Origin of the sequence: Variovorax sp. ZS18.2.2 (assembly GCF_024701975.1) — a bacterium.
GTDB lineage: Bacteria > Pseudomonadota > Gammaproteobacteria > Burkholderiales > Burkholderiaceae_C > Variovorax.
In genome coordinates this window covers 109,444-133,873 of record NZ_JANLNM010000005.1, presented here as the reverse complement: position 1 = coordinate 133,873, position 24,430 = coordinate 109,444, and the positions used below count along the sequence as shown (strand labels likewise).

Here is a 24,430-nt window from a genome sequence, read left to right as displayed (position 1 = left end):
TGGATGTCCATACAGGCCTCCTGACATACTGCTCGACTTAGAATTCGCCGCATGCACCGGGTTCGCCTGTTCGTCCTTTGGATCATGATGTTCGCCGTGCCCTTCCAGGGGTACGCGGCGGCAGCCATGGTCTTTTGCGGACCTGGTCACGCCGGTGCGGCGGCCGAAGTGTCGCTTGCACAGCCCGGCGCGCACGACCATGCCCGGCACCCTCATGCGGACGGGCACGGCGATCACGAGCACAAGGCGGCACAGGCTGCCAAGCCTCCCGCAAAGGACAGCACCGCCAAGACAGCGAATGCCGAGCCTGATGCGATGCACAAGTGCGGTACCTGCGGCGCATGCCATGCCACGGCGCTGACCAGCACGATGGACGTGGCCGTCTTCCACGACCTTCCAAAAGCCGATCTGGCGGAGCCAGCCATCACGGTGGCCACGCTCGCTCCGCGCGTTCTCGACAAACCTCCTCGCGCTTAACGCGTTCGTGCGCCTGTGACTCTCGTCACGGGCCGCCGCGAACGCTCATGCATCGCCTGCGTCATGCCTTTTCGGGCAGCTCTGACGTACTCCGTTCATGAACTTGCGAGGACTCCATGTTCCATTCATCGCCGACCCGTTGGTTGGCAGCTTTTCCCGCCTTGGCTGCGTTCGCCGCTTTGGCGACCCTGAGTGCCGCTGTTGCGGTGGCTCAACCCGCGCCCGCGAAATCCGCTGAGGCTGCGGCGCCCACCGTCCTGACCTACAAGTCCGCGCTCGAGGGCTATCAGCCCTTTGCCGACGAAAAGCCCATCCCCTGGAAAGAAGCCAACGAGACGGTCTACCGCCGCGGTGGCTGGCAGGCCTACGCCAAAGAGGCGTCAGGCTCCAGTGCAGCCGAGGCCGAATCGCCCAAGGGCGCAGCCGCTGCGCCTGCCGCGCAGCCAGGCCATTCGATGCCCATGCCTGCGAAGAAGGAGAAGCCATGAAGCGCGCCCTTCGTTTGACGGCCGTTGCCGTCGCGACGGCTGTCCTCGCCGGATGCGCATCCGTCAGCATCGACGACGCCCTGAGCGACACAAATACCAATGCCCAGCAGTTCACCGGCGGGAAGCTCGAACTCAGCCGGACCCAGGAGCAGCGTGACCGCCGCGCCGCACTGTCGCAGGAACTGCTCGCCAAACCGCTGTCGCAGAGTGACGCGGTGCAGCTCGCGCTGGCCAACAGCCCATCCGTCCAGGCCCTGATCGCCCAGAGCTGGGGCGACATCGCCGCGACCAACCAGAGCAGCAGGCTGCCGAACCCGATCCTCTCGTTCGCACGCACGCGCCTGAACAGCGAGCTCGAGCTCGAGCGCCTGCTGTCTTTCGGACTGGTGGACCTGATTCTGCTGCCGCAACGTCTGTCGATCTCCAGGAGCCAGGCCGCCCAGGCCAAAGTCCAACTGACCGGCGCCGTGGTCGACCAGGTCACGCAGGTCAAGCAGGCCTGGGTCCGTGCGGTCGCCGCACAACAGACGCTGAAGTACGCCGAGCAGGTCAATAAGTCGGCCCAGGCCAGCGCCGAGCTCGCGCGCCGGATGCAGCTCATTGGGAATTTCTCCAAGCTGCAACGTGCACGCCAGCAGGTTTTCTATGCCGACGCGACGACCCAACTCGCCTCGGCACAGCACGCCACCACCGCTGCGCGCGAAGAGTTGATTCGTGTCCTGGGGTTGAACGATGAGCAAGCCACCAAGTTGACTTTGCCCGAACGTTTGCCTGACCTGCCCAAGGCCCCTCGAGAGGCGAAGGAAGTCGCGGCGACCGCGACTGAGCAGCGCCTGGATGTCCAACTCGCACGTGCCCAGCTGGATGTGGCGGGCAAATCGCAAGGCATCAACCTGCTGTCGACCTTCATCGACGTCGAGGTGGGCGGTCGGCGTGACACGGTGTTCGACAACGCGGAAAACACCAAGAGCACCCGTCGAGGCTTCGAGCTCGACATCCGCTTGCCGCTGTTCGACTGGGGGTCGGCGCAGCGCGACATGTTGAACGCGCAGTCGCTGGCCGCGGCCAACCGCTACGACGCCACCGTGCGCGGCGCCTCTTCGCAGCTGCGAGAGGGCTACTCGGCTTACCGCACGGCCTACGACATCGCGAGGCACTACCGCGACGAAATCGTCCCGTTGCGCCAGGCGATGGCCGACGAGAACGTCCTTCGCTACAACGGCATGCTGATTGGCGTTTTCGAGCTGTTGGCCGAGGCGCGCGACCAGATCTCCAGCGTGACCAACGCGATCAATGCCCAGCAGCAGTTCTGGCTGGCCGACGCCGCCCTCGCGGCTTCGGTGATGGGCAAGCCGACCGCCATGGGGGCTGCCATGGGTGGCTCCGGCGGCGAAAGCGCCTCTGCTGGCGCGGCCCACTGAGCGCACTTCTGCGCTCTCCAACCGAATTGAACGACATGACAAACAGACGCAATTTCCTGAGCGGCGCCGGTGCCATCACTGGCGCCATCGCCGCGGCCAGCGTGAGCAAGGTAGCAATGGCCGCCTTGCCCGAGCCTGTGCTCCAGACCACGCCCAACACCATGCCGCCGCTGATGCCTTCGAGCGGGCGCCCCTACAACCCCGTGGTCACACTCAATGGCTGGACCTTGCCCTGGCGCATGAACAACGGCGTCAAGGAGTTCCACCTGGTGGCCGAGCCCGTGGTGCGCGAGATGGCACCGGGCTTCAAGGCCAACCTGTGGGGATACAACGGGCAGTCGCCCGGCCCGACCATCGAAGTGGTGGAAGGCGACCGTGTGCGGATCTTCGTGACCAACAAGCTGCCAGAGCACACGAGCGTGCATTGGCACGGCCAGCGCCTGCCCAACGGCATGGACGGCGTTGCGGGCTTGAACCAGCCGCCGATTCGCCCGGGCAAGACCTTCGTCTACGAATTCGTGGCGCGCCGCCCCGGCACCTTCATGTACCACCCACATGCGGACGAGATGACGCAGATGGCGATGGGAATGATGGGCTTCTGGGTGACGCACCCCAAGGCAGAGCATCCATTGATCGAGAAGGTCGACCGCGACTTCGTGTTCCTGCTCAACGCCTACGACGTCGAGCCCGGCAGCGCGACGCCCAAGATCATGACGATGCTGGACTTCAACCTCTGGTCCTGGAACAGCCGGATCTTCCCCGGCATCGACTCGCTCAACGTCCGGCTCAACGACAAGGTGCGCATCCGCATTGGCAACCTGACGATGACGAACCACCCGATGCACTTGCACGGGCACGAGTTCCTGGTCACGGGCACCGATGGCGGCCCGACGCCCAAGTCTTCGCGCCAGTACGAGGTGACCACCGACGTGGCGGTTGGCCAGATGCGCCAGATCGAATTCCTGGCCGACGAGGAAGGCGACTGGGCCTTCCATTGCCACAAGAGCCACCACACCATGAACGCGATGGGCCACGAGGTGCCAACCATGATCGGTCTGGACCACAAGGACGTGGCCAAGCAGATCTCAAACCTGGTGCCGGACTACATGGTCATGGGCGAGCGCGGCATGGCCGACATGGCCGAGATGGAGATGCCGATCCCCGACAACACCGCGCGAATGATGACCGGCGAAGGCCCGTTCGGCTCGGTCGAAATGGGCGGCATGTTCAGCATGGTCAAGGTACGCAAAAACCAGAAGGCCGGCGACTACTCCAACCCTGGCTGGTTCAAGCATCCCAAGGGCACCGTGGCCTACGAGCTGGACGGCCCGGTGCCGGAGACCTCGCGCCAGCGTGGCGCCGGCGCGGCGGCGATGCCCGCACAAAACATGCCGGCCAAGAACATCGAAGTACAGATTCGCAAGCCCGTTAGCGGCCATTCCGGCCACTGAATCTTTCCCCCTCCGTTCCAACCTCCAACTCTCAAAGGAAACCCATGAAACACACCTTCCGCAAGACCGCTCTCGCAGCACTCCTGGCCTTGGCCGCCGCGGGCGCTTCGGCATCTGGCACCCACGCCGGTGGTCACGGCCACGATGCCGACGAGGCGATCGGCAAGCCCGGCGTGGCCACTAAGACCACCCGCACGATCAATGTCGACATGGCCGACAGCATGCGCTTCACGCCGGCCGACATCAGTGTCAAGCAAGGCGAGACCGTGCGCTTCGTCATCAAGAACTCCGGCCAACTCAAGCACGAGCTCGTGATCGGGACCGAGAAGGAGCTCAAGGAGCACTACGAAGTCATGAAGAAGAACCCGGAGATGGAGCACTCCGATCCGAACATGGTGACGCTGGCTGCGGGCAAGAGCGGCGAGATCGTCTGGCAATTCACCAAGGCCGGCAAGGTCGACTTCGCGTGCCTGCAGCCCGGCCACTACGACGCCGGCATGAAGGGCGCCGTGAACGTGACCAAGACCGGGAAGTAAGCAAGACACTCCCGCCGCGGGCTTCTATCGGAACGCGGCGGGATTCCAAATTCATTCATATCTCAGGAGATTCTCATGACCAACACCCGCATCGCACTCTTGGCATTCGTTGCCGCACTCTCGTTCGCTGGCGCGGCCAACGCGCAAACCTCCAAACCCACGGCGGACATGCCGGGTATGTCCGAGAAGGCACCAGCGGCCGGCGGCTCGGATGCGGCCGCAGCCTCGGATCTCAGCGAAGGCGAGATCCGCAAGGTGGACAAGGACAACAAGAAGCTCACGATCAAGCACGGCCCGCTCAAGAACCTCGACATGCCCGGCATGACGATGGTGTTCGGGGTCAAGGACGACGCCATGCTCGACAAGCTCGAGACTGGCGCCAAGATCCGTTTCCAGGCGGAAAAGATCGACGGCAAGATCGTCGTCACGAAGATCGAATCAGCCCGCTGAGCGCGTAAAAAATAAACGGGCGGCGACTATCGAAAGGATGGAGGAAGGAATGGCTTACTCAAGTGCTTCGCAAGTCGTTCGGCAGATCCTGGAGGGACCGGTCACCCGGCCAGCGTTGCAGCGCTGGCGACGCCAGCAGTTCTTTTCCGAGGCCGGGTTCGGCAGCTACTTCGGTCTGTTCAAGAACTTTTCCGAAGCCCGGGATTGGCTGCCTGACAGTCCGGAATTCGACCACACAGCCCTGGCGGAAGAGTACGTGAATGTCCGCACGAAGAAGGTGTTTGCGTACGACTCCCCCGTGATGTGGTGGCTCGAACGCGCGTTCAGAGACGGTGCCACCAAGTTGCTCGACATCGGTGGCTCGGTGGGAGTTCACTTCTACGCCTATCGCCGCTATTTCGAGATGCCGCAGGGCCTGTCCTGGCGCGTCGTCGAAGTGCCTGCGATCACGGCCATCGGGCGAAAAATAGCCAGCCAGGCCGAGGCCACTGGACTGAGCTTCGCCGAGGATCTATCGCAGGCGCTGCACGGCAACGACATCTGGCTGTCTGCCGGCGCCCTGCACTATGTCGAGAATTCGCGTCCCGGTGATCTGCTTCAACAGTGCGACACGCGGCCACGGCATGTCCTGCTGAACAAGCTTCCGCTGTACGACGGCGAGGACTACGTCACGGCACAGAACATCGGCGCTGGCTGCTTTGCGCCGATGCACGTCTACAACCGCCAGCGCTTCATCAAGGAGATCGAAGCGCTGGGCTACACCCTGCGCGACCAATGGCAGGTTCCTGAGCGCTCGATATACCTGCCGGGGTTTTCAGAGCGCTGCATTCCCGCGTTCAGTGGCCTTTACTTTGCCATCTGAGCGACGCAAGCCAAAGCGTCGATGCGCCCTGGTCAGTCCTGGCGGATCGGGATCTACGTTGCCTGCCGTCGACACGAAGAAGACGAGGCATCGCACCGTCGTGATGGCGCATGCTGTTGCGAGCGGGATTCTCGTTGTGGCGATCTCCGCCGGTCTGACGGGCTGCGCCGATTTCTACCGGCAGCACCGCGATTTTCAGGACGGCTGGCGTACAGGCGAGATTGTCGAAATCGGCCGCGCGAACGAGATTCAGCGCGGTGGGCGCACGGATTGCAGGAAGACGGCCAGCGCCGACGAACTTGCAGTACAGCGTTTTGCCATCCTGCTCGATCGTTCCACGGGCCAGCGCCACGCGCACATCGTGATGCTGGATCCCGCGACATCCGTCGAGTTGGGCGACACCGTCTCGACCAACGTCGTCAGGTGCGGCACACCCGTTCACGTGTTGTCGCATGCACGAGCACCGCGCGACTGACGCGGCCTCCACACGATCCCCGCCATCTTTGCAGCCAGCCCACCCACAAACCTAAGAATTCCATGAAATTGTTCGTGCCTCTTTTGCTAGCCGCTCTCGGTGGATTTTCCTCCGGCTTCTCTTTCGCTGCCGATCCTGCCGCACCGGTGCCAACCGAAAGAGCCCCCGCCAAATCGGCGAAACCCGACATTGCGAACGGCGAAGCTATCTTCAATGGCAAGTCGTGCGCCGCGTGTCACATGGCGGACGGCAACTCCGCCATCCCCGCCAACCCCAAGCTGGCTCAGCAGCATCCCGAGTACCTGCTCAAGCAGTTGCAGGAGTTCAAATCCGGCAAGAGAAAAAGCGCAGTCATGAGCGGCATGGCCGCGATGCTGTCCGAGCAGGAAATGCGCGATGTTGCCTGGTTCCTGGGCTCCAAACCTATCAAACCCGGGTTTGCAAAGGAGAAGGATCTCGTGGCGCTAGGCGAGAAGATCTACCGTGGCGGCATTGGAGACCGCAGTGTGCCGGCCTGCGCGGGCTGCCACAGCCCCAACGGCGCGGGCATCCCGATTCAGTACCCCCGACTGGGCGGACAACACGCCGAATACATCGCGGCGCAGCTGACTGCATTTCGCGATGGGGGGCGACTCAACAGCGTGCCGATGAGTGGCGTTGCAGCGAAGCTCAATGATCGCGAAATCAAGGCCGTTTCCGACTACATCGCGGGCCTGCACTGAGCCTCCGGCAACCTGCCTGAAATCACCATGCGGTCGATTCAGTACGCCCTATCCCACTTCTGCTGCCGTCGCGCGCGTACCTCGCGTACCTGCCAGTGGCCGGCAAGCCAAACGAGGTGACGCATGTACGTGACAGGCCGGTGGGTTTCCGAGAATGTGGTGAGCACCATGTTCATCGCGTGGATCCTGGGAGTGATCGTTTTCGCGGCGATCGTGTGCTGGCAGCGCCGCAAACACCGGAAAAGCCGATCGGACGGGCACAGAGGTCGGGGAACCCTTCGCTCGACTGCATCCAGGAAGTCCAGGCGGAGCAAACGATGAAGCATCGGCAATTCGCAACTGCGACCGGGCTTGCGTCCGACAGACGGCCGCTCGCGTCTTCGGCACTCTGCATACAAGTTCAGGCTCTCGCACGGTCGACATCCGCATCGCCGTCACGTCGAGTCACACGCCGATCGTTTGATTGGAGCTCTTTTCACCCGCGACCCGTCGGGTCGCGTATGCCGGGGTGGTTGCAACGTGCCTCTTCGCCGATCGTCGGCCGCTATGCAAAGGAGACAGCCGTGTCACGTGAAACCGACTCTGCCTGTATTGAGGCGTGCAACGAGTGCGCCGTCGCGTGCAATCGCTGCGCTGCCGCCTGCTTGAAAGAGGACAACGTCAAGATGATGTCCCGGTGCATCGCGCTGGACATGGATTGCGCGGCAATCTGTCAGTTCGCCGCCGCCGCGATCGCCCGCGACAGCGAGTGCGCAACAGAAGTTTGCGGACTGTGCGCCGACATCTGTGAAGCCTGTGCACAGGAATGCGACAAGCACCAGGCGCCGCACTGCCAAGCCTGTGCCAAGGGTTGTCGAGCCTGCGCGGTCGCGTGCCTGGAAATGGCCCATTGATTTCACACCACCAAGGAAAACCATGACCTCCCTGTCTTTCAAGACCTTGGCGAGCGCCTCTGCGCTCGCGGCCTTTGCGCTGACTGCGACGGCGCAAACTCAACCCTCCACTTCACCGGCGCCAATGGCCATGTCTTCCGCACAAATGCAAAAGGGTGGCGGATCGGATGAGATGAAAAAGTCCATGATGAGTGGCATGGACGGCATGCAAAAGATGCAGATGTCGGGCGACACCGACAAGGACTTCGCAATGCTGATGAAGATGCATCACCAGCAGGCGCTCGAGATGGCCAAGCCAGAGATCGCGCACGGTAAATCGCCGGAGCTCAGAGCGATGGCGCGCAAGATCATCAAGGACCAAACCAAGGAAATCGCGCAGCTGGATGCGTGGATGAAAAAGAATCCCTGAGCGGTAAAGCGGTGCCTCGCGCAGGGCACGCTCACATTAACGTCCAGGGCTCGCTCGGTCCGAACGGCGCAAGGTGGCTGGCGACATCGTGCGGGCCTGAACCCAAACACCGGTGATCACCTATGTTCGTTCAACCCATCGACTACTTCCTGGCCGTCTGGTTCGCTTTGGCCGCGCTGTCGACGGCCTACGTGGCCTGGGACCAACTGAGGAACAACCCCGAGCCTGTGGTGATGAAGTGGGGGTTCATCCTTGTCACCCTGTATTTGGGGCCTGTGGGCCTGCTGCTGTATGTGATGGCGGACAAGGAGCCAGCCCCAGGAGAGCATGAGGAGTTCGTCAAGCCGCTCTGGAAACAGGGCGTGGGCTCGACGATCCACTGCGTTGCGGGCGATGCGACCGGGATCATCCTGGCAGCCGTCGTGACCGCGGTGCTGGGACTTCCGATGTGGATCGACCTGATCGTGGAGTACATCGCGGGTTTCGCGTTCGGCCTCTTCGTGTTTCAGTCGCTTTTCATGAAGAACATGATGGGCGGCACGTACTTGGAGAACGTCAAGAGATCCTTCATGCCCGAATTCATCAGCATGAACGCGATGATGGCGGGCATGGCGCCGGTGATGGCGCTGCTGATGATGGGCCGCGACATGCGCGCCATGGATCCGACCGAGCTCATCTTCTGGGGCGTGATGTCCCTGGGCGTGGCCGTCGGATTTGCAGTGGCCTACCCGGTGAACGTCTGGATGGTGTCGCGCAAGATGAAGCACGGATTGATGACAGAACGTCAGCCCGAGAAGGCTGCAGGCGACCAATCAGACATGCCCACGCAGGGCAATCATGGGCAAAGTGCAATGCCTGCGGTATCGCATGACACGGCAAACAATACACAGGGTCATGGTGCTCACGCGGGCCATGAAGAAGGCGCACTTCCAGACAAAGCGCCAACTGACGCTTCAACCGGCAACGCGCACGGCACGAAGCCCGGCCAAGGTGGACATGGTGGCCGCAATGGTCACAGCATGCGCCCCGACGTGACGCGGCCACAATTGGCCGCGGTGACCATGACGACCACGCTCATGTTGCTCGCCGGCATGACGATGCCCGCGATGTTCGTGAACATGCGCTTGTCGAACCGGGACGTGCGCGGCGCCATCATGCCGCCGTCGATGATCATGGGCTGGGACACCCCGGGCGACGCGATGCGTGACATGTCCGCAATCCACCCGCGTCTGGTCGCACACGCTGCTGCAGCTCAGGCCCGTGGCGACGTGGATCTGGTCCCAACGCTGGACAACGGGGTCAAGGTCTTCAACCTTGAGACCAGCGTCATCCGTTGGAACATCCTCCCGGATGTGGCGGTCGAAGGCTATGCGTTCAATGCGACGATTCCAGGCCCGAGAATTCGTGTCACGGAAGGTGATCGCGTGCGCATCAAGGTGACAAACCGCTTGCCCGAAAGCACCACGGTGCACTGGCATGGCTTGATCTTGCCGAACGAAATGGACGGCCCCGCCAAGATCACGCAGAAGCCGATCCAGCCCGGCGGCTCGTACACCTACGAGTTCACGACCGAGCAGGCCGGGACTTTTTTCTATCACACACACGATCATGTCGATCGCCAGCAGGCCTTCGGCCTGTACGGTGCGCTGATCATCGATCCCAAGAGCCCGCAGGAGGAACCCAAGGCCGACCATGAGTACGTGTTGCAGTTGCAGGAGTGGCTCAAGCGCGAAGGTCTGACCTATCCGGCCATGCTGATGGAAGGTGGCCTTCCCAACTACTTCACCATCAATAGCAAGGCATTCCCCGCGACCGACACGGTGAAGATGAAGGTCGGTGAGACGATCAAACTCAGGTTTGTAGGCAGCAACAACAACTTCGTGCACCCCATGCACGTCCATGGCGGCCCGTTCACCGTCATCGCAAGGGACGGGTACGTCCTGCCGGAGTCGGCGCGCTTCCAGGCCGACACCGTCAATGTCGGACCCGGGCAGCGCTACGACGTGATCTGGAAGGCCTTGCGGCCCGGAAAATGGCTGGTCCACTGCCACATCCCGCACCACACGACCAACAACAACGTCGAGCAGGACGGAGGCGGCGGCCTGATGATGGTCCTGGAGGTGGCAGCCTGAATGCAAGGAACCACACGGTTGGAGGATCTGGTAGCAATCGCTTGACCTTCACACGATGTCAAGCCTGACACTGGGATCACGTTCAATCAAGGAGTCTCTCATGCAAGAGTTCGTCATCCAGTCAATGTCCTGTGGGGGTTGCGCGAGCCGGATCGCTCAGGCCGTCAAGAATCTGGACGCCACGGCGAAGATCGAAGTCGACCTGCCGACCAAAACATTGCGCGTCGACAGCGCCGAGGACCGCGCGTCTGTGACGGCGGCCCTGACGCAAGCGGGCTACCCGCCGAAGTGATACGCCACGCACGTGGCTTCGGCCTATATCGGCTGATGTTGTGTCGTGCGGGCCAATGTGAGGTGAATGCGCGCCATCCGGGCGCGCATTCACCCCATTTTTCGTTGGAGAACTCGAATGAACCCTACGCCGTCCAACCTGCATGAGCACCGCGAGGGGCATCATGGCGCGCACCCGCACCGCGCTGGAGAACCTTCCCATGAGACCGATGCGGTTCTGAAGGATCCCGTTTGCGGAATGACGGTGACTGCGCAGTCACCGCACGTCTTGCAGCACGAAGGCGCGCCGGTCTACTTCTGCAGTGCGGGTTGCAAGGCCAAGTTCTCGGCCGACCCGGCCAAGTACGCAAGGCGCGATTCCCAGCCAGCGGTCCCGCTCGTGCTTGCACCTGCAGATCCTGCGCTGCCCGCTCCCGTGGGCACGATCTACACCTGCCCCATGCACCCGGAGATCCGGCAGGGCCACCCAGGCAACTGCCCCAAGTGCGGCATGACACTGGAACCCGAGATGCCGACCCTCGACGAGGGAGAAGATCCCGAATTGAAGGACTTCAAGCGGCGCTTTTTCTGGACGTTGCCGTTCACCGTCGTCGTCACCGTGCTCGCCATGGCCGGCCACCGCCTGCAGTGGTTCGAGATGGACACGCAGAGCTGGATCGAGCTCGTGCTCACCGTGCCGATCGTGCTGTGGGCCGGGTGGCCGTTCTTCGAGCGCGCGGTGCAATCCGTGGCGAACCGCAGCCCGAACATGTGGACCCTGATCGGTCTGGGCACTGCCGCCGCGTTCATCTACAGCGTCGTCGCCACAGTAGCGCCGCACGTATTTCCTGCCTCGTTCGTCTCGATGGGGCGCGTGGCGGTGTATTTCGAAGCGGCCGCGGTGATCATTTCTTTGACCTTGCTGGGTCAGATCCTTGAGCTCAAGGCGCGGTCGCAGACCTCCGCAGCCATCAAGTCGCTGCTGGGCCTCGCCCCCAAAACAGCGCGCCGCGTCGGCCCTGACGGCGCCGAGGAGGACGTACCGATCGGTCATGTGCATGTGGGCGACAAGCTGCGCGTACGCCCTGGAGAGAAAGTGCCCGTGGACGGTGTGGTGATCGAAGGCAGCAGCGCCGTCGACGAGTCCATGCTGACAGGTGAGCCGTTGCCCGTGACCAAGCGAGTTGGCGACAAGCTCATCGGTGCGACGTTGAACACCAACGGCGCACTGGTGATGCAGTCGGAAAAGGTCGGCTCGCAGACCGTCCTGGCGAGCATCGTCCAGATGGTCGCGCAGGCTCAACGCTCCAGGGCGCCGATGCAACGAATGGCCGATCACGTCGCCGGCTACTTCGTCATGACGGTCATCGGCATCGCGGTGCTGACGTTCTTGGCCTGGGGATTCTTCGGGCCGGAGCCCAGCTGGGTCTACGGCCTCATCAATGCCGTGGCAGTGCTCATCATTGCTTGCCCCTGTGCACTTGGGCTCGCGACGCCGATGTCGATCATGGTCGCCACGGGCAAGGCGGCCACGCAGGGCGTCCTGTTCCGCGATGCCGCGGCGATCGAGAACTTCCGCAAGGTCGATGCGCTCATCGTCGACAAGACCGGCACCCTGACGGAAGGCCGGCCGCAGTTCGAGCGCGCGGTGCCTGCGCCAGGCTTCACCGAAGACGAGGTGCTGCGCCTCGCGGCCAGCCTGGACCAGGGGAGCGAACACCCGCTGGCCGATGCCATCGTGCGCGCGGCGCGCGAGCGCAACCTGGCGCTGGACACGCCCGACGGTTTCGAATCCAGCAGCGGCATCGGCGTGAGTGGCGGCGTGGGCGGCATGAAGCTGGCGCTTGGCAACACGGCGCTGATGGATGAACTGCGCGTCCCAATCGACGACCTGAAGCCGCAGGCCGAGGCGATGCGGGCCGAAGGCGCCAGCGTCATGTTCCTGGCGGTGGACGGCCAGCCTGCCGGCTTGCTTGCAGTCTCGGACCCGATCAAGGCCACCACCATGGAGGCGCTGTCCGCGCTCAAGGCCTCGGGCATGCGGGTCATCATGGCCACCGGCGACGGGCTGACCACGGCCCGGGCTGTCGCGGTCAGGTTGGGCATCGATGAGGTGCATGGAGAAGTCAAGCCCGCCGACAAACTCGCGCTGGTGGACAAGCTGCAGCGGGAGGGCCGCATCGTCGCGATGGCGGGTGACGGCATCAACGACGCCCCCGCGCTCGCCAAGGCCGACGTCGGCGTGGCGATGGGTACAGGCACCGACGTCGCCATGAACAGTGCCCAGGTGACGCTGGTCAAGGGCGATCTGCGCGGCATTGCACAGGCGCGCGTCATCTCCGAGCAGACCATCGCCAACATGAAGCAAAACCTCGGCTTCGCCTTCCTCTACAACGCCCTCGGCGTGCCGCTGGCCGCCGGCGTGCTGTTTCCGTTCACGGGATGGCTGCTGTCGCCGATGATCGCGGCGTTGGCGATGAGCCTGAGTTCGGCCTCGGTCATCACCAACGCCCTGCGCTTGAGAGGAGGTGCGCGACAGCGAACTTAGGGGGTCGCCGCGAGCGGCGGCCCTGCCAGTCGAAAGGCATGTAACAGGCGACGCGTCGCGCGCGTGTTCGTTTTTGCTTAGCCGAGCAGTCAACAGCACTTCAACGGGAACCATCGGAAGGACATAAGACATCTCTTTGCTGGCGGTGACTGGCTGTTGGCCAAAACTCGTGGGTAAATCAAAGTAACGCCGGTTGAGCGTCAACTCGCTACTTCCCGCGTTGCGCATACCAACTTGGGGTCTTGTCGCACATCGAGAGATCAAAAACGAATCGACAGTCCCTGCTGCGCGATGAGATGCGAAAGAATCATGCCAGTGCCACAGCATTCGGTATTTACTTTTCAATAGAAGGCAACGCCCATGACTGACTCGAGCAAGCTCCGTTTGGATCTACCCCTGATCCTTCCCGATGTGGACGACGTCGAGGATCACTGCGTACAACGGCTGACGGAAGCGCTCGAGGGGCGACCCGGCATCTCCGAGGCTCACGTCGTTCGAGACCCCAATGGGCAACCCCAGCTGTGCCTGCACTACGACCAGTCCGCCGTCTCCATAACTTGCCTGCGCGAACTGGTCGGCTCGGTCGGCGCGCAGTTGAGCGAGCGGTTCTCTCACCTGACGATCAGAGCCGATGGCTCGCTTCATGCACGCGCAGCGCGCGGCGTTGCCGCCGATCTGCGAAGTGTTCCGGGCGTTCTGGAAGCAGATGTGTCGGGCTCCGGTTCCGTTCGTATTGAATACGACCGGCTACTGGTGTCGGCGGAGACATTGAGGGCAAAGGTGGCGACGCTTGGGATCCGCACGACGGGCGCCAACGCACTGCCAACGGACGCCGCACCGAAGATCCCTCCCCGGCCTTCCCGCTCCGGCGACGAATCCATCGACCATGCCAACCATGACCACGCGGGCCACAAGCACAGCGGGCCTGACCACAGCGACCACGCGGATCATGCGGGCCACGATCACGGCCAAAAAGGTGCTGGCGGTCATGCGGGTCATGACCACTCCGAGGGCGGCCTCCTGGGGGAGAAGAGCGAACTGATCCTTGCGGCGCTCGCCGGCGTACTGCTGACCGTGGGATGGCTGATCGAGCGCAGCGGCGCCGGCCCCGCCTGGCTCCCCACGGCCACCTACATCGCTGCATATTTCTTCGGCGGCTTCTATACGGTCAAGGAAGCGTTTGAAAACCTGAAAGCACGTCGCTTCGAAATCGATACGCTGATGCTGGTGGCGGCGCTGGGTGCCGCGGCGCTCGGCAAGTGGGCCGAAGGCGCGCTGCTGCTGTTCCTTTTCAGCCTGGGTCACTCGCTCGAGCACTACGCGATGGGACGCGCCCGAAAGGCCATCGAAGCACTTGCCAAGCTCGCACCCGAGACGGCTACCGTGCGACGCGACAGTGGTACCGAAGAGGTCGCTGTCGAACAACTGAAGGTCGGCGACGTGGTCGTCGTGCGGCCCAACGAACGGCTGCCGGCCGACGGTGTCGTTGTGGTTGGGACGTCCAGCGTGAACCAGGCGCCCGTCACTGGCGAGAGCGTGCCGGTCGACAAGCGGCCGGTCGACGACATCAAAGCGGCACTTGCGGCCTTTGATCGAGTCGCGCCGGAGCACAGGGTTTTCGCAGGCACGATCAACGGGTCGGGTGCTATCGAGGTGACGGTGGCTCGCCGTGCCGAACAATCCACGATGGCCCGGGTGGTCAAAATGGTGACCGAGGCAGAGGCGCAGCGCTCGCCGACGCAGCAATTCACCGAACGCTTCGAACGCATCTTCGTCCCCGCGGTCTTGGCCCTGGTTGTCCTGCTGCTGTTCGCAGGCATCGTGATCGACGAACCGTTTTCCGACACCTTTTATCGGGCGATGGCCGTTCTGGTCGCGGCCAGCCCATGCGCATTGGCCATCTCCGTCCCCAGCGCCGTTCTCAGTGGCGTGGCACGCGCCGGCAGAGGCGGCGTCCTGGTCAAGGGCGGCGGCCCGTTGGAGAATCTCGGCACGCTGACTTCCATCGCTTTTGACAAGACTGGAACGCTGACCGAAGGCAAGCCCAAACTGACCGATGCCGTCGCAATGCAGGGCGTCACAGACGATGAACTGTTGGCCGTGGCGCTGGCCGTTGAAGAGCACAGCGATCATCCCCTGGCGACCGCCATCGTGTCCGGCGCGCGCGAACGCCTCGGTGATCGCGCGAAGGCGGTTGTTGCCTCAGACGTCAAAAGCATCACCGGACGCGGCGTCCAAGCACATGTCGACGGCGAGGCCGTTTACATCGGAAAGCCGATCCTGTTTTCCGAGCTGCCAGGCTCTTCACTGCCTCAGGACGTGAAGGAGGCAAACGACAAGCTGGTCGCTTCCGGTAGAACAACCATGGTCGTGCGCAAAGGTGAGCGTTACCTGGGGGTGATTGCCGTCATGGATACCCCACGCCCCGTGGCGGCGCAGGTCATGGCCGAGCTCCGAGCGCTTGGCATCGAGCGGCTCATCATGATCTCCGGGGACAACCAGCAAGTCGCCGATGCGGTGGCCAAGAGTGTCGGCTTGACCGAGGCACGGGGCGATCTCATGCCGGAGCAGAAGGTCGATGCCATCAAGGCACTACGCAAGGAGCATGGCAAGGTCGCCATGGTCGGCGACGGCGTCAACGATGCGCCTGCGATGGCCAACTCGACAGTCGGCATCGCCATGGGTGCAGCGGGCTCCGACGTCGCGCTTGAAACGGCCGACGTCGCCCTGATGGCCGACGACTTGGCCCAGCTACCGTTCGCGGTAGGGTTGTCGCGCAGCACGAGCCGCATCATCAAGCAGAACCTCTACGTGAGCCTGGGTGTTGTCGCTGTGCTGATTCCCGCAACGATCTTCGGCCTGAACATCGGCACCGCGGTTCTGTTCCACGAAGGCTCGACCTTGCTGGTCGTCGTGAACGCGCTGCGTCTGCTGGCGTACAAGAAAGGAACCTTGCCGGCGTCACAGGTCGTGGCAGCCATCCCGGCGGGCGCAACCTCCTAAAGCGACGACGGATCGATTGCAACGCGACGAATCGTCTCGAACGCTCTTGCCTGCATCAATGTGCCGCGGGCGGGACAGCCCTGAAAACCGTCTGCAGCCGCTGGCCATCGGAGAAAAAAACGTCATCGATATGCGGTTTCACACCGACAGAGACTGGAGGCGTTTCATCAGCATCAAGTGATACCCCCAGGGGAGAACTTGACAGACTCCCCGGGTGCGAGCCTCGGTTCTTCAATGTGCTCCATGCTTGCGGTCCCGTCCTTCTGAGTGCTCTTGTGCATCATCACGGTCTCGAAGGCGGGGCTCTCGGCCCCAACCAACACGAGTGGCCTGCTGCCCGTGTTGGTGACTGTGAAGTAGCCCGCGGCCGGAAGCTCGCCTGGCAGCAACCGCATGCGCTGATCCATGAGCTGCAACTCCGCTGCCAGGGCCTGGGGTGATATCGCTGCGAGCAGTAATCCGAGCATGGTTCGGCGATCAAGTTTCACTGGTGGCTCTTTCCCCGCTCGGCTCATCTATCGATGAACGCCGGGCACTATCTCTTGTGGTTCTTTTGGCTCTTGCGAGCCGGCGCGCTTTTCTTCTTGGCGTCACTGCCCGACAGCCGATCGAGCAAGCTTTTTGCGTAGGGGCGGCGATGCGCCGCCGGAAAGTCGCGGCGCTCTTTCCACCATCGAACGAGAAGAAAGATCACGGCCCCGATGGCGAGGATGCTGATGTACAGGCCCAGCATCATGAAAAAGTGCGAGCCGTCGTCGGTTGTGGTGCGGAACACGGCCTTGCCTTTCCATTGAGTTCAGAATGGTTCGCGAGCGCGAGATCACTCAAACCGATGTGTTCCCGACGCTTGCCCGCATGGAACGCGTTCTAGTTGGATCGTCGAGTGATGAATATCAAAGCGCTCCGCCAGGGTGCGGGCCCCCTCAGCCACGAGTTCGTTGAAGTCGCCGCTCGCGCTGACCAGATGAACGCTCAGGCTCGCCTTGCCGCTGGTGATAGCCCATACATGCAGTTCGTGAATGGAATCGACCCCAGGCAGCGTGCGCAACGCCTTGTTGACCTCGTCGACATCGACATCGTCCGGCGCGCCCTCGAGAAGAATATTCATGCTGTCACGCAGCAGAACCCATGTCCTTGGCAAGACCCAGAATCCGATCGCGACGGCGATGACCGAGTCGACCCAAGTCCATCCCGTCAGCCAGATCACCACCGCCCCCACTATCACTCCCACCGACCCGAGCATGTCGCTCCAGACCTCGAGATAGGCGCCCTTGACATTGAGGCTTCGATCTTTGCCCGAAGAAAGCAATCTCATGCTCACGAGGTTCACGACGAGACCCAGTGCTGCAATGATCAGCATCGGAATCGAGTCGACCGTTTGCGGCTCACGCATCCGCCGCCAGGCTTCATAGAGGATGTAGATGGCAACGCCGAAGAGCAGGAGAGCATTGAACGCCGCTGCCAGGATCTCGAATCGGTAGTAGCCGAAGGTCCGCTTGGTATCCACCACGCGCTTACCAATCTGAATCGCCGCGAGCGATATTGCCAGCGCCACCGTATCGGTGAACATGTGCGCTGCGTCGGAAATCAGTGCGAGGCTTCCGGTGACAAGTCCTCCGATCACCTCCGCGACCATGAACGTCGTTGTAAGGGCGAGTGCGATCCACAGGGACCGCTCGTGACCAGGGCCCGAGGCGGCTTGTACGTGCGAGTGTGATTTTCCGGATGCCATGATTGCCTTCAAAGATTGGGAGTGGGAAGCTGGAGGGGTTCGTGCGCGCTCCCCGTCTTGATCGTGTCGGCCACTGGCCTCCAACGAATTTCCAAGGGGGTGCCGCAACGCATCACATTGGTGAAGACGACATCGCCTACGGTGACGGGAAAGCCGTCGCTCACCGCGACAACATGCGAGTGTTTGGACCCGCCTGAGCGGTAGGACAAGCGAGCGAAGCGCGACGTCGCAAGTTGTTGTGAGCTTGCCGTCTGTCGGCAATCGGTCCGACCGCTTCCTCGCAGTTGACGAGCGGAGGCCAGTTCGGTCACCTCTGCGGTGCGCCAGCCTTCCCGGAACGCACTGGCGTCTTCCATGAGGGTCGCGCAGCCGCCCAAGCTTGCGGCGCAACCCGTGCCGAACGCGGCCATCGCGAGCAGTCGTCTGGCCCGCGAGGCGCATGCGCGATCAGCACCCTTCGCGAGACAACGGGCGTGCGGATCGGAGTCGTTCACCACAGCACCATCAAACGATGGCTTGCCCGTACCCGACATCCATGACGTATATCCATCCCGCACCTGATTGGCCAGTATGAGCTGAGGCTGCGATGATCTTCACGAACTCGTCGGCATCTTCATCATTGCAATGGAGCTCGAGCTTGTACTCGTTCACCACTTCGTCGCCCAGTTCAATGGAGTAGCGACGCTCGGCTTCGTGAAGTGGGGTCAACGAGCCCTTCACGACGTACAGGGTCAGGTTGTGTCGGCGGCCGCGTGTGTCATCTCCCCACGCGCTGGACCCCTTCAATGCAGCAATAACGGCCGCGACTCTGTTGTTGTGGACATATGCCTTGATCTCTTTCACGGTGTTTCTCCTTCTAAGGTTTCTTGAGTCTTGGCTTTGCGCCTTTCGGCTCGCTGCTCCGCCCACTCGTACATCAATGGCAGGATCAGCAATGTCAACGCGGTGGAGGTGAAGAGGCCACCCACCACCACCGTGGCAAGGGGGCGTTGCGTCTCCGCACCGACGCCGGTCGACAGCAGCATCGGAATGAGGCCAAGGATCGCGACGGACGCGGTCATCAATACAGGGCGCAGCCGCAGCGCTGCACCCTGTTGAACCGCCTCTCGGATTGGCAAGCCTTGGCGCCTCAGATCGTTCAGGAACGTCACCATCACGATGCCGTTCAGCATGGCAACACCGAAGACGGCGATGAAGCCGATGGCCGAGGGGACCGACAGGTATTGCCCGCTGACAAACAAGCCGACGATGCCGCCGATGATTGCGAACGGCACGTTGGCGATGATGAGCGTCGCATGCCGCACAGAGTTGAAGGCGGTGTACAGAAGGATGAAGATCAGACCGATGGTCAACGGAACGATCACCCCGAGCCTGGCCATCGCTCGCTGCTGATTCTCGAAGGAGCCGCCCCATTCGATCCAGTAGCCGGTTGGCAACTCGACTTGCGCCTTCAGTTGCGTATCCGCCTCCTTCACGAAGCTGTCGACATCGCGGCCCTTGACGTCCATCTGGAGCACTGAATAACGCTGCAGAGATTCACGCCGAATGAAGGAGTACCCCTCGTCGAGCTCGATCGATGCGACCTGCGAGAAAGGCACCAGCGCCCCGCCACCCGTGCGGATTGGAATGCTGGCGATGGCCGCTGGGCTCACCCTGAACTCGTCGGAGAGGCGAACCGCGATTTCAAAACGCTTGGTGCCATCGATCAATGTGGAGACCGCGCTGCCACCGATACCGGATTGCACGACCTCCAGGATCTCATCCGCATTGATGCCGTAGCGCGCCGCGGCGTCCCGGTTGACCTTGATGATGAGTTGCGGCTTTCCCTTGTTGGCTTCGGCCGACAGGTCCGCAACACCCGGAATCTTCCCGAGCACGCCTTGAATCTTGCTGGTGAGTCTGTCGAGTGTTGCCAGATCCTCTCCGTACAACTTGAGCGCAAGCGTGGCCCGCACCCCGGAGATCAGCTCCTCGACGCGGGACTGAATCGGCTGGGTCGCGCCGAACACAACGGTGGGCACCACTTTTTCGAGAGCCTCTTGCATTTCCGAGGCCAGCTTTGCGTAGGAGATCTTCTCTGGCCACTCCCCGGGTGGCTTGGTGTCCAGGTTCAACTCCATGTAGTTCACGTCCGTGGTCTCGCCCCCTTCGGCGCGGCCGATGGTCGCGAGCACAGATCGGATCTGCGGGAATTGCTTGTGCAGTGCCGCGCTCACCTCGTTGGACACGCGGATGGACTCGTCGAGCGACGTGGAAGGAATACCCGTCACACGAAACTGAATCGTTCCTTCCTGCAGCTGAGGCATGAACTCCTTGCCCAGAAATGGGAACAGCGCCAGCGAGGCGAGCAGCAGGACGATTGCCGAGCCGACGACCAGACGCTTGCGCTCAAGCGCCCAATCCAACAGAGGAAGGTAGATCCGCTTGGCGCGCCGAACGAGGAAAGTGTCCTTCTCCTCTTTGGGCTTCAGGATCAACGCGGCGAGCACCGGGACCAACGTCAGCGAAAGCAGGAGCGAGCCCGCCATGGCAAACGTGATGGTGTACGCCATCGGCTTGAAGAGCTTTCCCTCGAGCCCGGTGAGCGAGAACAACGGCAAGAAAACGACGATGATGATCAAGATGGCGAATGCGATCGGATTGACCACCTCTCGGGCTGCTTCCAGGATAAGGTGCGTCTTCTGAATCGGTTTGCCCGATTCCTTCGCATGCGCCAGAAGTCGAAACGCGTTCTCGACCATCACGACCGCGCCATCCACCATCATCCCTGTGCCGATCGCCAAGCCGGCAAGCGACATCAGGTTGGCGGAGACACCGAACTGCTGCATCAGGATGAATGCGATCAGCATCGCCATCGGTAGAGTGATCACCACCACGATCGCCGATCGAAACTCGCCCAGGAACAGGAAGAGGATCACGGCGACAAGGATCGCGCCTTCGACCAGCGAGCTCTCCGCGGTGTTCAGGGCTTTCTTGACCAGTTCGGTGCGATCGTAGACCGGCTGCAGCGTCACGCCCTTCGGCAGCGCTGCCTGCGCCACGGCCAACTTGGCTTTGACGGCGTCCACCACGTTCTTGGCGTTTTCGTTGACCCGGGCCAAAGCGATCCCCAAGACGGCTTCCTTGCCGTCTCGTGTCACTGCGCCGAATCGGGGCGCGGGAGCTTCCTTGACTTGTGCAACGTCCCGTACATACACAGGCGCGCCGTTACGCTCAGCGATGACAATCTGCTCGATGTCTTTTGTGGTTCCCACCAGCCCGAGACCACGCACCAGAAACTGTTCCGCGCCGAGGTTGATCGATTGACCGCCAACCTGCTTGTTGTTGGCTGTGAGCCGCTCCATCACCTCCTTGAAGCTCACGCTGTACTTGATGAGCTTTCGCGGATCGATCTGAACCTGGAACTGCTTCTGTTCCCCGCCCCACGAGACGATGTCGTCCACGCCGGGGGCTGTACGCAGGATCAGTCGCACGGTCCAGTCATGGAGCGTACGTAGATCCATGGTGCTCATCTTCTTGTCTTCGGACTCGACCGTGTACCAAAACACCTGGCCGAGACCCGAACTGTTTGGACCCAGCACTGGCTCGCCATAGCCTTGAGGCAAACGCCCCTTCGCTTCCTGCAGTTTCTCGCCCACCAAGCGCCGAGCGAAATAGATGTCGACATCGTCCTTGAAGTAGACGCCTACGTAGGACAGGCCGAAGAGCGAGACCGAGCGCACTTCTTCGACGCCCGGCAAGCCGGCCATGGCGCCTTCGATCGGTGTCGTGAGCAGCTTTTCAACGTCCTCCGCGGCCAAGCCTGGAGACTCCGTATAGATGTTGACTTGAACCGGGGTGACGTCGGGGAAGGCATCGACAGGGACGTTGCGAAACGCCTGGACACCGAGTCCGACCAAGACGGCAAAGATGACCAGGACGAGGACCTTGTATCGAAGCGACGCGTCTACGAGTGCGTTGAGCATGTTTTACTTTCGATTCCTCAATGTGCGTCGCCGATTTGCGACTTCAGCACGCGTGCCTTGAGGGCATAGGTTCCCGCACTCACCACCTGCTCGCCGGCCTTCACGCCTGACTTCACAACCGTCCGGGTACCGAGCCTGTCGCCTGGATCAATGGCGCGCTGTTCGTAAGCGCCGTTTTCAAAGACGAAAACGTTGGGCTGGCCCTGCATGAGCACGATGGCCTGGTCCGGCACCGTCAGCACGTCCGTCTTCGGGGCCGACTTCGGCGAGGGGCTTTCAATGGTGGCGGTCGCGAACATCTCAGGCTTGAGGCGACCCTCACCGTTCTTCACCTCGATGCGCGCCGGAATCGAACGCGTCTCCTTGTCGAGGATGCTTGCAACGTAGGTCACTCGTCCTTCGAAACGCTCGTCCGGATAGGCACCGACGGTGACGGTCGCTTTCGCCCCGACGCGGACTTTCGCCAACTGGGCCTCGGCCAGGTTGGCCTCGATCCACAGCGTCGACAGGTCCGCGACGACGAACAAGGCATCGCTGGGCCCGGCCAAGCCGCCCACAACGGCCTTTTTCTCGATGATCGTGCCGGCCAACGGCGAAGTCAGCGGGAACACGGAGGCCACGCCTGCGCTCTGGCCCGATGGGACGCCCAGCAGCCGAAGGTGGTCCTCTGCGGCGCGGAGCGTCGCGCTTGCCTTTTCATGCTCCGCTTTGGCCCGCAGGTAGTCCTTCTGCGGAATGATCTCTTCTGCCTGCAAGGCAGTGGCGCGCTTGTAGTCCGCGTCAGCCACTCGCTGAGCAGACCGTGCCTGGCTCAACGCAGACGAAGCCTCGCCGACAGCCAAACTGTCCAGGGTCGCAAGCGACTGACCGGTTCGAACATTGTCACCAAGGCTTGCCGCTACGGTGGCAACGCGACCTTCGACGCGAGGCGCAATCCTGGCAATGCGATCCTGGTTCGCGCGAATCGTCGCTGTCACCGTGACGGTATCGGCCAGAGCCTGCGCCTTAAGTTCCTCCAGGACGATGCCGGCGCGATCCGCTTCCTCCTTCGAGAGCTTGAGGCCTTCTTTCTCGGCAGCCTTCTCTTCGGCAGCGGGCTTCTCGGCCGAACCGTTGCTGCCTCCGCAACCGGAAAGTGCGATCACTGCAAAGGCCGCGCAGATCGCTGCGGCAAGCTTGGTCAGAGCGGAACGTTCGGTACTGCGCTGATCGACCAGGGTGGAATTGAATTTCATGGCGTGACTCCTTCAGGAGGCCAGCCGGCGGCTAGCTCCAGTGCAAGACGGGTGGATTGATAGTCGATGAGCGCGTCGATCAGATCGCGGCGTGCGTCGAGGGCTTGCCTGTTCACCACGATCAACTCGAGAAGACCGATCTGGCCGGCGCGCTGGGACTTGACCGAAAGCTGCTGGTTATCGAGCAGCGCCGGAAGCACACGCTCCTGGAGCCTGGTGACACGATCCCTCAGGCTCTCCAGCTTGGCCCAGAGCGCTTGCACCTGCGCTTGCGCGTCTCGAACGCCCGCACTGCGCGAGTTCTCGGCTTGGGTGAGCGCGCTGCTTGCCTGTCCGATGCCGGCGGCATTGCGTTTGAACAATGGCAATGGCACTGAGACCGAAACGGTTGTGAGACGTTCGCGAGCACCGGATGCACCTTCACGTCCCACGCCGACGCCGACGGTGAGATCGGGATATCGGCTGGCGCTCTCCAACTTCAGCTTGGCCCGTGCCGACTCCTCCCGTGCACGCAGCGCCTGGAGGCGCGGCTGGTTATCGACCTGAGACAGCAGGGACTCGAGGCTGTAAGCCGCGGTTGCCGTGGGGCGGAGCTCGCCGCTCGCCTGTGGCAGGCTTTCCGCGCGGAGTTGAAGCTTCGTTGCCAGATCAGCGCGAGCGTCGAGCAATTGTTCCTTCGCGACGGCCAGTTGGTTGCGGGCACGCTCGGCCTCGACCGTGGCCACGTTGGAATCCAGCTTGGTGTCTTCACCGGCGATACGCCGCTTTTGCACAGCTGCCGCGGTGCTCTCGAAGAGGCCCAGCGCCTGCTCTTCGAGCTCGGTGCGTTGCTGCAAGGCGAGGACGCGGTAGTACAGCTGCGCCACCTCGACGCGAACCTGTCTGCGTGTCTCGGCGATCTCTTCCTGCAGGGCCGTCAGCGCCGCATCGGCAGCTTCGCGGCGAAAGCCTCGCTGGCCTGCAATCTCGAACGTCTGTTGAACGCTGCTCGACCACTCGCGACGCCGTTCAGACGACGCCCCCTCCTGGGGGACAGTCCGGCGGATGCCATCGAAAGAAACGACTGGATTGTTATAGAGGAACGCGTTGGCGTCGGTGCGCGAACCTTCCGCCGAAGCGAGTTCGGCCCGCTTGGCTCTCAAAGCCGGATTGGATTCTTCAGCCAGACGCCAGACTTCCGTCAGGCTCAATCCCTGTAGGACCGGCCGGGGTTGTGCTGGTTGCGCAGCTTGGGCGGTGGATTTCGCGACTTGCGCGAGGCTGGGCCATGCGGCCAAAGCCAATGCACTGGCAATGACCAGCGTCTTGATTCGCATCGAATTCTCCTAGCGTTGAAAAACAACCAAAGGCGAGATTCGGCG

23 protein-coding genes are annotated in these 24,430 nt (G+C 62.4%); 15 read left to right on the top strand and 8 right to left on the bottom strand.

Annotated elements, in window-relative coordinates:
• The first annotated feature begins 51 nt into the window (after window positions 1-51).
• The 15 genes from NU688_RS19975 to NU688_RS19905 all read left to right on the top strand — a co-directional run bounded on the left by NU688_RS19975 (window position 52) and on the right by NU688_RS19905 (window position 16,137).
• A complete protein-coding gene (locus tag NU688_RS19975) occupies window positions 52-477 on the top strand; it encodes a hypothetical protein (RefSeq protein ID WP_257862547.1) in 426 nt (141 codons plus the stop codon).
• 116 nt (window positions 478-593) lie between these two features.
• Window positions 594-965 (top strand): hypothetical protein, encoded by a 372-nt coding sequence (locus tag NU688_RS19970; RefSeq protein ID WP_257862546.1) that lies wholly within the window; start codon window positions 594-596, stop codon window positions 963-965.
• Window positions 962-2,386: a TolC family protein gene (locus NU688_RS19965; protein ID WP_257862545.1), complete on the top strand. Its 1,425-nt coding sequence runs from the start codon at window positions 962-964 to the stop codon at window positions 2,384-2,386. The genes NU688_RS19970 and NU688_RS19965 overlap by 4 nt, the downstream gene beginning before the upstream one ends.
• A 35-nt stretch (window positions 2,387-2,421) precedes the next feature.
• Entirely contained in the window at window positions 2,422-3,837 is a 1,416-nt protein-coding gene (locus NU688_RS19960) for a multicopper oxidase family protein (RefSeq protein ID WP_257862544.1), read from the top strand.
• 44 nt (window positions 3,838-3,881) lie between these two features.
• Window positions 3,882-4,373: a cupredoxin family protein gene (locus NU688_RS19955; protein WP_257862543.1), complete on the top strand. Its 492-nt coding sequence runs from the start codon at window positions 3,882-3,884 to the stop codon at window positions 4,371-4,373.
• Window positions 4,374-4,448: 75 nt separating this feature from the next.
• Entirely contained in the window at window positions 4,449-4,823 is a 375-nt protein-coding gene (locus NU688_RS19950; protein WP_257862542.1) for a copper-binding protein, read from the top strand.
• A 49-nt stretch (window positions 4,824-4,872) separates the two neighbouring features.
• Complete coding sequence (locus tag NU688_RS19945; RefSeq protein WP_257862541.1) at window positions 4,873-5,685, top strand: methyltransferase, TIGR04325 family; 813 nt, start codon at window positions 4,873-4,875, stop codon at window positions 5,683-5,685.
• A gap of 58 nt (window positions 5,686-5,743) precedes the next feature.
• Window positions 5,744-6,160 (top strand): hypothetical protein, encoded by a 417-nt coding sequence (locus NU688_RS19940; protein WP_257862540.1) that lies wholly within the window; start codon window positions 5,744-5,746, stop codon window positions 6,158-6,160.
• Between the two features lie 62 nt (window positions 6,161-6,222).
• Complete coding sequence (locus NU688_RS19935) at window positions 6,223-6,882, top strand: cytochrome c (protein WP_257862539.1); 660 nt, start codon at window positions 6,223-6,225, stop codon at window positions 6,880-6,882.
• 563 nt (window positions 6,883-7,445) lie between these two features.
• Window positions 7,446-7,775, top strand: a complete 330-nt coding sequence (locus tag NU688_RS19930) for a four-helix bundle copper-binding protein (RefSeq protein ID WP_257862538.1) — start codon at window positions 7,446-7,448, stop codon at window positions 7,773-7,775.
• A 22-nt stretch (window positions 7,776-7,797) separates the two neighbouring features.
• Window positions 7,798-8,184 (top strand): DUF305 domain-containing protein, encoded by a 387-nt coding sequence (locus NU688_RS19925; protein ID WP_257862537.1) that lies wholly within the window; start codon window positions 7,798-7,800, stop codon window positions 8,182-8,184.
• Between the two features lie 122 nt (window positions 8,185-8,306).
• Entirely contained in the window at window positions 8,307-10,316 is a 2,010-nt protein-coding gene (locus NU688_RS19920) for a DUF4396 domain-containing protein (RefSeq protein ID WP_257862536.1), read from the top strand.
• Window positions 10,317-10,416: 100 nt separating this feature from the next.
• Window positions 10,417-10,608, top strand: a complete 192-nt coding sequence (locus NU688_RS19915) for a heavy-metal-associated domain-containing protein (RefSeq protein WP_257862535.1) — start codon at window positions 10,417-10,419, stop codon at window positions 10,606-10,608.
• A 117-nt stretch (window positions 10,609-10,725) separates the two neighbouring features.
• Window positions 10,726-13,134: a heavy metal translocating P-type ATPase gene (locus tag NU688_RS19910; protein WP_257862534.1), complete on the top strand. Its 2,409-nt coding sequence runs from the start codon at window positions 10,726-10,728 to the stop codon at window positions 13,132-13,134.
• A 360-nt stretch (window positions 13,135-13,494) separates the two neighbouring features.
• Entirely contained in the window at window positions 13,495-16,137 is a 2,643-nt protein-coding gene (locus tag NU688_RS19905; RefSeq protein WP_257862533.1) for a heavy metal translocating P-type ATPase, read from the top strand.
• A 173-nt stretch (window positions 16,138-16,310) separates the two neighbouring features.
• Here the strand turns inward: NU688_RS19905 and NU688_RS34070 are convergent, their stop codons facing one another.
• The 8 genes from NU688_RS34070 to NU688_RS19870 form a co-directional block, all read right to left on the bottom strand.
• Window positions 16,311-16,532: a copper chaperone PCu(A)C gene (locus NU688_RS34070; protein WP_374684671.1), complete on the bottom strand. Its 222-nt coding sequence runs from the start codon at window positions 16,530-16,532 to the stop codon at window positions 16,311-16,313.
• A gap of 140 nt (window positions 16,533-16,672) precedes the next feature.
• Window positions 16,673-16,873: a hypothetical protein gene (locus NU688_RS19900; RefSeq protein ID WP_257862532.1), complete on the bottom strand. Its 201-nt coding sequence runs from the start codon at window positions 16,871-16,873 to the stop codon at window positions 16,673-16,675.
• A gap of 84 nt (window positions 16,874-16,957) precedes the next feature.
• Window positions 16,958-17,869: a cation diffusion facilitator family transporter gene (locus tag NU688_RS19895; RefSeq protein ID WP_257862531.1), complete on the bottom strand. Its 912-nt coding sequence runs from the start codon at window positions 17,867-17,869 to the stop codon at window positions 16,958-16,960.
• Window positions 17,870-17,877: 8 nt separating this feature from the next.
• Window positions 17,878-18,363, bottom strand: a complete 486-nt coding sequence (locus NU688_RS19890) for a hypothetical protein (protein ID WP_257862530.1) — start codon at window positions 18,361-18,363, stop codon at window positions 17,878-17,880.
• A gap of 10 nt (window positions 18,364-18,373) precedes the next feature.
• Window positions 18,374-18,712: a P-II family nitrogen regulator gene (locus NU688_RS19885; RefSeq protein WP_257862529.1), complete on the bottom strand. Its 339-nt coding sequence runs from the start codon at window positions 18,710-18,712 to the stop codon at window positions 18,374-18,376.
• Entirely contained in the window at window positions 18,709-21,834 is a 3,126-nt protein-coding gene (locus NU688_RS19880) for an efflux RND transporter permease subunit (RefSeq protein WP_257862527.1), read from the bottom strand. The genes NU688_RS19885 and NU688_RS19880 overlap by 4 nt, the downstream gene beginning before the upstream one ends.
• A gap of 17 nt (window positions 21,835-21,851) precedes the next feature.
• Window positions 21,852-23,069 (bottom strand): efflux RND transporter periplasmic adaptor subunit, encoded by a 1,218-nt coding sequence (locus tag NU688_RS19875; protein ID WP_257862526.1) that lies wholly within the window; start codon window positions 23,067-23,069, stop codon window positions 21,852-21,854.
• The gene (locus NU688_RS19870) at window positions 23,066-24,385 is read right to left on the bottom strand and encodes a TolC family protein (RefSeq protein WP_257862525.1); all 1,320 of its coding nucleotides are present in this window, start codon (window positions 24,383-24,385) and stop codon (window positions 23,066-23,068) included. Before NU688_RS19870 ends, NU688_RS19875 begins: the two co-directional genes overlap by 4 nt.
• Between the last annotated feature and the right edge of the window lie 45 nt (window positions 24,386-24,430).